9 protein-coding genes are annotated in these 10,532 nt (G+C 53.4%); 7 read left to right on the top strand and 2 right to left on the bottom strand.

From position 1 onward, the window contains the following. The first annotated feature begins 6 nt into the window (after nt 1-6). Nucleotides 7-282, top strand: a complete 276-nt coding sequence (locus tag HZU75_RS06480; protein ID WP_180308333.1) for a hypothetical protein — start codon at nt 7-9, stop codon at nt 280-282. Nucleotides 283-1,122: 840 nt separating this feature from the next. On the opposite strand, the gene HZU75_RS06475 is transcribed toward HZU75_RS06480, so the two are convergent. Continuing rightward, the gene (locus HZU75_RS06475; RefSeq protein WP_228028214.1) at nt 1,123-1,500 is read right to left on the bottom strand and encodes a helix-turn-helix domain-containing protein; all 378 of its coding nucleotides are present in this window, start codon (nt 1,498-1,500) and stop codon (nt 1,123-1,125) included. A 100-nt stretch (nt 1,501-1,600) separates the two neighbouring features. On the opposite strand from HZU75_RS06475, the gene HZU75_RS06470 reads away from it, so the two are divergent. The 6 genes from HZU75_RS06470 (at nt 1,601) to HZU75_RS06445 (ending at nt 8,899) form a co-directional block, all read left to right on the top strand. Next, on the top strand, nt 1,601-4,639 hold the full coding sequence (locus HZU75_RS06470) for a CHC2 zinc finger domain-containing protein (protein WP_180308332.1): 3,039 nt from the start codon (nt 1,601-1,603) through the stop codon (nt 4,637-4,639). A gap of 1 nt (nt 4,640) precedes the next feature. Next, entirely contained in the window at nt 4,641-5,729 is a 1,089-nt protein-coding gene (gene xerC / locus HZU75_RS06465; protein ID WP_180308331.1) for a site-specific tyrosine recombinase XerC, read from the top strand. A 251-nt stretch (nt 5,730-5,980) separates the two neighbouring features. Beyond that, nucleotides 5,981-6,427 carry a hypothetical protein gene (locus tag HZU75_RS06460; RefSeq protein ID WP_180308330.1) on the top strand — a complete coding sequence of 149 codons (447 nt, stop codon included), beginning with the start codon at nt 5,981-5,983 and terminating at the stop codon, nt 6,425-6,427. Beyond that, nucleotides 6,424-6,849 (top strand): hypothetical protein, encoded by a 426-nt coding sequence (locus HZU75_RS06455; RefSeq protein ID WP_180308329.1) that lies wholly within the window; start codon nt 6,424-6,426, stop codon nt 6,847-6,849. The genes HZU75_RS06460 and HZU75_RS06455 overlap by 4 nt, the downstream gene beginning before the upstream one ends. Before the next feature lie 12 nt (nt 6,850-6,861). Next, nucleotides 6,862-8,478: an RHS repeat domain-containing protein gene (locus tag HZU75_RS06450; RefSeq protein ID WP_180308328.1), complete on the top strand. Its 1,617-nt coding sequence runs from the start codon at nt 6,862-6,864 to the stop codon at nt 8,476-8,478. Between the two features lie 268 nt (nt 8,479-8,746). Beyond that, nucleotides 8,747-8,899, top strand: a complete 153-nt coding sequence (locus HZU75_RS06445; RefSeq protein ID WP_180308327.1) for a hypothetical protein — start codon at nt 8,747-8,749, stop codon at nt 8,897-8,899. A 188-nt stretch (nt 8,900-9,087) separates the two neighbouring features. Here HZU75_RS06445 and HZU75_RS06440 read toward each other — a convergent pair whose 3' ends face one another. Then, on the bottom strand, nt 9,088-10,461 hold the full coding sequence (locus HZU75_RS06440; RefSeq protein WP_180308326.1) for a hypothetical protein: 1,374 nt from the start codon (nt 10,459-10,461) through the stop codon (nt 9,088-9,090). Nucleotides 10,462-10,532: the final 71 nt, after the last annotated feature.

Here is a 10,532-nt window from a genome sequence, read left to right as displayed (position 1 = left end):
CTATGTATGCAAAAGATTTTTTCATCGATATATAAAATTTCTGCATTAGGTTTGGCATTTTCTTTGGGGGCGATATTTGTGCTTCCTTGGCTAATAAATAAAGAAATATCACTACTTGTTGCCGCAATTTCTGGGGTGCTTAACATTGTGAGTATGTTAGTTATCAAAAAAATTGCACGTGTTGATGAAATTGCATTTCTGGAAAAAGAGATGAATACCCCATTAGGGCATGAACATTTTGAATCTTCGGATGTGGCAAATCATCATGCAGATGAGCATTAGTTATAAAGCACAATCATCAAGCATGATGTTTTGCTCATAAGCCTAAGCGCAAAAACAAGCTCAACAAAAACGCCCGCGTAAGCGGGCGTTATCACATCCAGAGCTTCATCTTCATAAAAATCACCTCAGCATTCACGATTGCGCCTTCACTACGTGCGCCGTTGCATCGCCTCAATTGCCCCCAAAACAACCAGTAAATCCACCCACCAAAGTATCAACCAAACCATCAACTCAAAATTGGTAAAACGCCCGGACAGGATGCCAGATGTAGCCACAATACAAGTCTTGCCGCTACACCGTGATGGCTGTGCGCGGTGGCTGCCGCTCCCTTTGCACTGCCTCACATTCTGGTTGAACTCAGGGCTACGCCCCGAGACCGGAAGTCAAATTCTGACGCGCTACGCTTGTCGGCCAAGCCAGCGGCAGCACACCAAAATCCGTGCGCAGTCGCTGGCATGGCTTGAATGAACTGCAAACCCCCGCGTTTTAGCGAGCGGTGTTGGTACTGTGGTGACATTCTGTATATACAGTGTTGGTACTGTGTTGATGTTGTGGTGATGTGAGTCCTATTTCGAGCGGCCATCACTAGAGTACCAACACAATATCAACACGCCCGCAAAATCTACCCCGTAAAACCGTCTAATGCAGGATAGGCTTTTGCCGGGTTTCGTATGTACGAATTGGCTTAACAGCCAAGGTTTATTGGGGATGCGCGTGACGCAGGGGGAGGCAATCTCGCGTTAAAAATCAGCGCGTATCTTCTTTATTCAATAAAAAAAACGGCCCCCTGACCCCGGCTGTGCGCGTGGGGTTGAGGGGGCTTCTCTTTAGTTGCTGGGTTTAGCTGCTTAGATTGTTGACCATCTGTTTGGTCTGGTACTTCAGGATCATGCCTTCCAGCAATGCCTTCACAATGTGCCGTTCTTCTTCCGGCATGTGGCTTACCGCTTCAAACTGCAGGCGCAGATCATCGGAGGGGCCACGTTCCCCATCTTCAAAAAGTAACCAGTCTGTTGAAATAGAAAAAGCACGCGCAATCTTGCGCAGCGCTTCAGCGGAAGGCTCTGATGTGCCTGCCTCGTAGCGTTTGATTTGCTGGACGTGAATATGCGTGGCATCGGCCAGTCCCTGCTGGGTTAAACCCTTCTCTTTGCGCAAAGCGATCAAGCGAGCAGAAAAACTCATACAAGCGAACCAGTTGATTGTGTGTTCCATCATGGTAAGCCCTCCCTCTAAAACGTCTTGACAATGGTATCATTATGGGTACTAAAATAATACTCATAAAGTATCTTGACAGGTTTTAGAGGGAAAAAATCACATGGCGCGTATCCCGGAAGCGGAAATCGAGCGGCTAAAGGCCGAAGTGTCTTTGGTTCGGCTGGTGGAAGCGGCAGGGATTGCGCTGAAGAAGCAAGGCAAGGATTACGCCTGCAACTGCCCGTTTCACAAGGAGGCCACCGCCAGCCTGATCATTACGCCGAGCAAAAACCTGTTTCACTGCTTTGGTTGTGGCGCGGCAGGCGGGCCGATCGATTGGGTGATGAAAATGCAGGGCGTGAGTTTCCGGCACGCGACCGAGCTGCTGCGGGAAGGTCTTCCTTTAGTGGCGGGTTTGGCCAGTGAGCCGGTCAAGCAATCGACGGTCAAAAAGCTGGCTGCGCCGGTGGTGGCGGATGCCGACGATCAGGCGGTGCTGGGGCAAGTGGCCGATTACTACCATGCCACCTTGAAGCAAAGCCCGGACGCCTTGGCCTATTTGCAGTCGCGCGGGCTGGATCATCCTGACTTGGTGACGACCTTCAAGCTGGGCTATGCCAATCGCACGCTGGGTCTGCGCCTCCCTGAAAAAAATCGTCAAGCCGGGGCCGAAGTGCGCGGGCGTTTGCAACGGCTGGGGATTTACCGCGAATCCGGGCATGAACACTTTAATGGTTCGTTGATCGTGCCAGTGCTCGATCCGCAGGGTCAGGTGCAGGAAATGTACGGGCGCAAGTTGCTGGACAATTTACGCGCTGGCACGCCCAAGCACCTGTATTTACCGGGGCCGCACGCCGGGGTGTGGAATGAGTCTGCGCTGGCCGCCAGCCGGGAAGTGATTCTGTGCGAAGCGCTGCTGGACGCGCTGACCTTCTGGTGTGCCGGGTATCGCAATGTCACGGCCAGCTATGGCACGCAAGGCTTTACGGACGATCATTTAGCCGCCTTTAAACGGCATGGCATCGAGCGCGTGCTGATTGCGTATGACCGGGATGACGCCGGAGAACGCGCCAGCACCGAGTTGGCCACGCAATTGCAGGCTACCGGGTTTGGCGTGTGGCGGATTCAGTTCCCCAAGGGCATGGATGCCAATGAGTACGCGCTCAAGGTGCAACCAGCCAGCAAATCGCTGGGTCTGCTGATCCGCAAAGCGGTCTGGCTGGGTGATGGGCAAGCGCCGCAACGGGAGATTCACGCCATCCCCGTGACGGTGACAAAAAATCCCCCCTCAGAATTGGCCACCGTGGACAACGAAGCGCCGACGGATGACCCCACCCCCGCTTTAGCCGCCCCGGTGTTACCAGCGGCGGCGGTGGCCCCCACGCCGCAACTGGATTTGCAGGCCGAAGTCAGCGAACACGAAGTGGTGATGCGCTTTGGTGACGGCGAAGGACCGCGCCGCTGGCGCGTGCGCGGTTTGCCCAAGAATCTGGCGGTCGGCGTACTCAAGGTCAATCTGATGGTGGCCAGCGATAGCGCCTTCCATGTGGATACGCTGGACTTGTACGCCGCGCGGGCGCGGGCAGTGTTCATTCAGCAGGCCGCCGGTGAATTACGGCAACCCGAAGCCGCCCTCAAGATGGAGCTGGGTCGGGTGCTGCTGAAACTGGAACAACTGCAAGACGACACCATCCAGCAGGCACTGGCCCCCAAGACCCCAACCTTGCCGGACATGAACGAAGCCGAACGCGATGCGGCACTGGCTTTGCTGCGCAGCCCGCAATTGCTGGCGCGGATTCTGGCCGACTTCGAAGCGTGCGGCATTGTCGGTGAAAGCACCAACAAGCTCACCGCCTATCTGGCTGCCACCAGTCGCAAACTGGAACGCCCGTTGGCGGTGGTGGTGCAATCGTCCAGCGCCGCAGGCAAGTCTTCCTTGATGGATGCGGTACTGGCATTGATGCCGCCGGAAGAAACGGTGCGTTATTCGGCCATGAGTGGGCAATCGCTGTTTTACATGGGCGAAACCAATCTCAAGCACAAGGTGCTGGCGATTGCCGAAGAAGAAGGGGCGAGTCGCGCCAGCTATGCCTTGAAGCTGTTGCAGTCGGAAGGTGAATTGACGATGGCCAGCACCGGTTCCGATGCCAATGGCAATCTGGTCACGCAGGAATACCGGGTCGAAGGCCCGATGTCTTTATTTATGACCACCACCGCCATTGATGTGGACGAAGAACTGCTCAACCGCTGTCTGGTGCTCACGGTCGATGAAGGGCGCGAACAAACGGCCGCGATTCACCGCCGCCAGCGCGAGCGCCGCACCTTGGCCGGATTGCTGGGCAAGGCGCACAAGGATGAAATTCTGGCGCTACATCGCAATGCGCAGCGCTTATTGCGCCCCTTGGTGGTGATCAATCCCTACGCCGACCAATTGACCTTCCTCGATGACCGTACGCGCACCCGCCGCGATCATGAAAAATACCTCTCGCTGATCGACACCATCGCCTTGCTGCATCAATGCCAGCGCCCGATTAAAACCGTACTGCTCAATGGGCAGCACGTCGATTACCTCGAAGTCACGCTGGACGATATTGCGCAGGCCAATGCACTGGCGCATGAAGTGCTGGGGCGCAGTCTGGACGAATTACCGCCGCAGACCCGCAAGCTGCTGGTTCTGGTGTGTGAATGGGTCAGCGGCCAAGCCACGGCACAGGGTTTACCCCGGCGCGAATACCGCTTTAGCCGCAAAGACGTGCGCGACGCCACCGGCTGGGGTGATACCCAGCTCAAAATCCATCTGGCCCGCTTGGCCGAACTGGAATATCTGCTGATCCACCGTGTTCAACAGGGGCAAGGTTATGTGTATGAACTGCTGTATGACGGTAACGGTCGGAATATGGCCCACCTCTCTGGCCTGCTTGATCCCGCCCACTTAGGGTATGACGGCCAGCGGTCGGGGCAAACGGTCACGCAGTCGGAATTCGGTCGGGGTGCAGTCGGTAGCGGGTCGGGCAGTGGTCAGGATGCCATGCGCGCCGCCAAGCCAATGCTGGCGCGGCTTGCCACCGAACAACCGGAAAACACCCCGGAAACGCGCCACCCCCTTAGCCCTGTTCGCGCCCATCCGGCCCACACCATACCCTTAGCCGCCGGGGTTTAAGATGCCACGCACAGGACAACGCCTTAAAAGCCGTAAACCCGCCGCCGTCAAACCGGCAGGGCCGAAACCACGCACGGTTGATCCACTGGCGCACTTGGCGCTGACGGCCTACATGGACGCGCATTTCGAATGGATGCTGGTCACAGGCTATTCCCCCAATACCGTACAAGCTCGCCGCCAATCCTTGCGGCGCTTTATTGCCTGGTGCGACGAGCGCGGCCTGCAACAACCCGCCGATATTACCAAGCAGGTGCTGGATCGTTACCAGCGGCACCTGTTCTACTACCGCAAGCCGGATGGCGCACCGCTGACACTGGGCAGCCAGCACGGCGCACTCGCGCCCCTGAAAACATGGTTCAAATGGCTGGCCCGCGAGAATCACATCCTGTACAACCCGGCCAGCGAGCTGGATCTGCCCAAGCTGCCCAAACACTTGCCCCGCGCTATTCTCAGTGTGCAGGAAGTGGAAGCCATACTGGCCGAAGCCGACCCGGACACCCCGTATGGACTGCGCGACCGGGCCATGCTGGAACTGCTGTACAGCACTGGATTGCGCCGGATGGAAATTGCCAATCTGGCGCTGTATGACGTAGACCCCAACCGGCGCTTGCTGTTCGTGCGGGAAGGCAAAGGGGCCAAAGATCGGGTGGTGCCGATTGGCCAGCGGGCGCTAGCATGGCTGGATCGTTACCTGATTGAAGCCCGCCCGCAGTTGATTGCCGTCGAACGGGAAGCCCTGTTCGTCACCGATTATGGCGAACCGGTCAGCCCGCCGTTTGTGGCCGCACACGTCAAACGCTATATGGACTTCGCCGGGATCAACAAACCCGGCGCGACCCACTTGCTGCGGCATGCGATGGCCACGCACATGCTGGAAGCCGGGGCTGATGTGCGCGTACTGCAAGCCTTGCTGGGTCATGCGCAGCTCAACACCACGGAAATCTATACCCACGTCAGCATTGAGCATTTACGCGCCATACACGACGCCACGCACCCAGCCCGACTACAGCGCCAAGAGGCCGCGACGGCGCAAGCCTTGGCCGAACCCGCACAGCAATGGCTGGACAGCTTGGCCAGCGACGAAGACTAAGCCCAGAAACCCACCAACCCAATCAGGCCGCGCACTGCGCGGCCTTTGCATATTCATTCAGTGCGCTTCGTTACGACAAGCAAGACAAGCGCCTTGCCGGCAGCTTGCGCGTGGCCGAAAATGGCCCCTAGGAAAAAATTTGTTCTTTAACGGGATTGGGCTGGGCTTGGTGGGGCTGAAAGGCGCGTGGCGTCTGGGTTTGCGGGCTATGGGTACGGTGAACTGCGACAGGGCGAACTATCTTTGCCTATGTGGGTGGCAATCCGGTTAATTTTGTTGATTTATCTGGATTGGAAACAACAGTTGTTATTAACAATAACACTCCACTTACAGGAACTCATGCTGGAGCTGTGATTGATGGGAATATTTATGATCCCGGTGGGCATTATTTTCAAGATAGAAGATTGCAGTATGGCGAGGAATTTCAAGGCTCGTTGCAAGATTATCTAAGGTACCAGCGGGAGGATGGCAATGACGTTCAAACATATACTTTCCCAACTTCAAGTGAAGATGAAGCGAAAATTTTGGAAAGAATTGACAATTCTCCAACTGAAAATGGAGGGTTTTGTGCAACTTCAGTTCGTGATACCTTGAGTGGGATTGGACCCTTTAAAAATTTGCCAAAATCAGGCTATTTCCCAAGTACACCAAGAGGGCTGGGAAAAGATTTAGCTAAAATTATGAAGAAGAAAAAATGAATAGAAGAATAAAAATACTATTAATTTTTTTATGTCTTTTATCGGGCGGCTTTTTTGTTGAGTCACTATATTTAAATGGTGTTTTGTTTAAATATCTTCGGTTTAGGTATTTTGTATATAAGCCCATCTATGCCTTAGTAGTTTCTTGTTGGATGTTCCGCACGGATTTGTGGTGGAAATCCATTTGGAAGTTCGTTTTAGGAGGTATTGGTTTAGGTTATATTGCATCATTCCTAGGGTTCATTTTCGGTGTTGTTCTTTATCCGCCAACACTAATACCTTGGATTGCCGAAGATCCCATTCATAGGGTTGTTCAGCTGTTGTTTTGGCCATATTTCATTTTTGGGGTTTTAGAAAGTTTTTTATCTGCTGTATTCTTTGTAATCATTGCAAAAATATTTATACATGGTCGGCAGCATTGATAGGCTTTGTTAATGAAACAAATGCCAGTGATCACTTATGATGGTGCGTTACCTAAAACAATTACAATTGCAGGTCCAGTGCCTGGTAATGTCGGTATCACGTACGACAACTTCTTCCGTGTGCAGCAGTTGGGCATCAACGGACAGAACACCAGCTACGGTTACGACAATGATGGCTTGCTGACCCAAGCGGGCGCACTCACGCTCAACCGTGACGCTAATAATGGTTTACTCACAGGCACGACACTCGATAACATTAAAACTGAACAAGAGTATGACAAGTTTGGCCTGCTCAAACGCCTGACCGCTAAGCTAGGCAGTACGGTGTTGTTCTCTGAAACCTTCACTCGCGACAAACTCGGTCGTGTGGAAGAGAAAACCACCACAACCGGTGGGCCGCTGTCGACCTACCGCTACGCCTATGACGCATCAGGACGCTTGAGTGATGTATTCAAAAACGGAGCTTTGCAAAACCACTATGAATACGACGCCAACGGCAACCGCACACTCGCCGATGGCATTGCAGCAAGCTACGACGCGCAAGATCGCCTGAAAACCTTCGGTACGGCCAGCTACGGCTTCAGCGCCAACGGCGAACTGCAAACCGAAAGCACAGTAGCAGGTAATAACACCTTCAGCTACGACGTGTACGGTAACTTGAAACAAGTCACGCTGGCATCGGGTGGCAAGATCGACTACCTCGTTGACGGCCAAAACCGCCGCATCGGCAAAAAGGTTAATGGTGTGCTGACGCAAGGCTGGGTTTACCAAGACCAGCTCAAGCCGATCGCCGAACTGGATGGCAACGGTCAGATCGTCAGCCGCTTTATCTACGCCGGTAAAGCCAACGTGCCAGAGTATATGGTCAAAGGCGTTGCTACCTATAGGTTAGTGACAGATACCCTTGGCTCGGTTCGCCAAGTCGTCGATAGCCAAACCGGCCAAGTGATGCAGGAACTGGAATACGATGCTTGGGGTAAAGTCCTCGCCGACAGCAATCCGGGCTTCCAGCCCTTCGGCTATGCCGGTGGCCTGTATGACAACAACACCGGCCTCGTCCGCTTCGGTGCTCGCGATTACGACGCGAAAACCGCACGTTGGACTGCCAAAGACCCAATTCGGTTTAATGGCGGAGATTCCAACATTTTTTCCTATGTGGGTGGCAATCCGATCAACTTTATTGATCCTTCTGGATTAGCTGCTTGTGGTGTAAGAACACCAGATTTTATTAATTTCCAAATTGATGCATATATTTTCAGCGTCTGGGGTACGTTTAGCCGCGATGGCAACTCTTTTGTTGGTGGCGGCTTTAATAAAGGTTCTCCAAATCCGGCTTCAGTTCAAGCAAGCGTTACTGCCGGATGGCTAAATAGATTCAAAGTAAATAACGGGGATACTAACGCCTTTCTGTCTGGCTATGCGGGAAGTGGCGCTGCCGCTTTTGCTGCGGTCGGAGGAGGCATCGTTTATTCTCCCGGTAGTGGAACAGCTACAGTTCTGGGTGTTGGTGCAGGCGTCCAGCTTGGAACTAATTTCAAGAGTAGTGGTTCTTTAGGGGGTGGATATTCCAAGAATCAAGGAGACACTGGTATGTCTTGGGGGCAGGGCAAAGATTGTGGCTGCAAATAAATTACAAATGAGATACTAAGATGATTTCTTTCGGTTCAAGCTACACAAAAAATGGGCATAAGCTACCTAAATGGCTTGTTGTCGCGGTAATCTTATTGTTTTTATTAGTCATAATTGTTCTTTTAAATTAGATTTGGGTGGCGCTACTGAGCGCTGATTTGTGCATATATGGACGCCCCCATTTTGCCAAGCATTCATTCATCGATGAGATGCAAAGTCGATTGCAGCCTTACATCCGGACTTTAACGAGGCATGACCTCTGTCCCTGATGGATTTCCGCTTTATCTACGCTGCTAAAGCCAATGTACCAGAGTATATGGTCAAAGGCCGCACAACCTATCGTCTAGTGACCGATACACTTGGATCAGTTCGCCAAGTCGTCGATAGCCAAACCAGTCAAGTGGTACAGGAACTGGAATAATGACGCATGGTGATGGTTTGCGGCCTTTCGTTTCGCAGCCTTTGGCCGAGCAGCACTAGAACTGGTCACAGAGAACTAAGGCAGCAACCAGATGGTGAGCGGCCTTTCGTTTTTGAGGCATCGGCATCGATACATCGGCCATTGCAGACATTGAGATTGGGACACGCGAAGCCTCCTGTCGATGGTCATCAAGGCACTTCAAGCTCTCCCATCCAGGTTATGCTCGTCCGCGTAACAATGGGTGATGCGATGCTCGGAAGCTGCGAAAAGACCTTGTCTACTCCCTCACGGAGACGCTGTAGATAGTTGCGGCAATTGGCTTCGTTTACCGCTGTCGTTGCAGTTGAACTTAGTGTCACAAGATCAAAGTCCGTCTCCAGCTCTTTCGCGTGCATGAATCCGTTGCGTTCCCATCTCACCGCATCTAGGGTGTCGAACACAGGATCCCCGGCGGCCAGTGGCACATAGGGCGTGCCTCCTCTCTGGCAAAGACGCGAAGCCGCCTCGTTGAGCTTGGCAAGTGGTGTGCGTTTGTCCTTGTGAGTTGGATGTGCGCCGCTCTCCAAAAAGACCAGCTTGTTGGCGATCGCCTCGATGCAAGCAGCAACTGCCACAACGCAGTAGACCCCATTACTGAACGCCTCATCAATCTTGCCGCCGCTCTGGCATGCCTTGAGATCATTGAACGAGATGATGGCTCGTTCGTAGTGCAGCAATGCAAACGATACCTCGATTTTTGGCTGTCCCGAAGCATCGTGCGTCGGCCGATCGTATCGAGTCAGTACTGGCGCGTCGTAGTCGACCGAAGTCAGAGCATTTGACAGAGTGTCGTGGTACGCGGTGGCGGCGGACAAACTCGAAACGTTTTGGGTAAAGGTGTCGTCCAGCAACTTCGCCAGCGCAGCTAGGTCGACGCTGCCGTCCCTGTGCTGTAGGTACTCACTCTGGAAGCGATTCCGAAGTGCGATGAGCGCGGCAAAGTCAAAATGTGCCGATCGCGGATGGCTCGGTCCGTTGTCGACAACGAGCTCTGCGAACTTGTGCTGAAACAAGTTTCCGTTGTCGAAGAAGATGAAGTGGGTGCCCTCAGCGCACCACGGAGTTGACCCAACAATGAGTGGCTCATTCCAGTTCATTAATACGTTCGCTTTGGCATTCGCTTTGCCTTCGACGAATGCACGTGATTCAGGTCCGAAACCAGCATTGGTGCCACCGCCAAACAAGCTGCCCAGTAAACGGGCGCCAAGGTCTTGTTTGCGCAAATTTTGCCATAGCTGGCCGCTCGAAAACACTGAAAAGCGGCCCAGAGTGCCAATGTACGCTTCGACTCGGTCACGCTCGATTGCGAGGTAAGGCCACTCTGGAATGACTCGCCACGCAGAGCGTTCTGACTGAAGAACGTGTTCGAATTTCACCTGATCCAGTGAAGAGGCGAACTCAATCTTCTCGCCTGAAGTGGTTAGGAAAGTATGCAAGATGGCTTCTCCATTGTCATACGGGTCGATTGTTGATAATAGCTTGGCGACCATGATCGATCCCTCTGCAGCAATTCTGCCATTCATGGGTGGAATTCCACCGGCTGCTGAGGGGCGTGAATGTAAGTTTGTCTGAATCGCCTCGGGTTTCGTAGAGG

This window comes from Chitinibacter fontanus, from assembly GCF_013423785.1.
Classification (GTDB): domain Bacteria; phylum Pseudomonadota; class Gammaproteobacteria; order Burkholderiales; family Chitinibacteraceae; genus Chitinibacter; species Chitinibacter fontanus.
Note: the sequence above shows the minus strand (reverse complement) of the source record. Positions and strands in the feature narration are given on the sequence as shown.

What these genes read in the sequence shown, in the direction of transcription:
- HZU75_RS06475 (WP_228028214.1), bottom strand. Translation starts at nt 1,500, where the DNA reads ATGATGGAACACACAATCAACTGGTTCGCTTGTATGAGTTTTTCTGCT.
- HZU75_RS06470 (WP_180308332.1), top strand. Translation starts at nt 1,601, where the DNA reads ATGGCGCGTATCCCGGAAGCGGAAATCGAGCGGCTAAAGGCCGAAGTG.
- HZU75_RS06445 (WP_180308327.1), top strand. Translation starts at nt 8,747, where the DNA reads ATGGATTTCCGCTTTATCTACGCTGCTAAAGCCAATGTACCAGAGTAT.
- HZU75_RS06450 (WP_180308328.1), top strand. Translation starts at nt 6,862, where the DNA reads ATGAAACAAATGCCAGTGATCACTTATGATGGTGCGTTACCTAAAACA.
- xerC (WP_180308331.1), top strand. Translation starts at nt 4,641, where the DNA reads ATGCCACGCACAGGACAACGCCTTAAAAGCCGTAAACCCGCCGCCGTC.
- HZU75_RS06455 (WP_180308329.1), top strand. Translation starts at nt 6,424, where the DNA reads ATGAATAGAAGAATAAAAATACTATTAATTTTTTTATGTCTTTTATCG.
- HZU75_RS06480 (WP_180308333.1), top strand. Translation starts at nt 7, where the DNA reads ATGCAAAAGATTTTTTCATCGATATATAAAATTTCTGCATTAGGTTTG.
- HZU75_RS06440 (WP_180308326.1), bottom strand. Translation starts at nt 10,461, where the DNA reads ATGAATGGCAGAATTGCTGCAGAGGGATCGATCATGGTCGCCAAGCTA.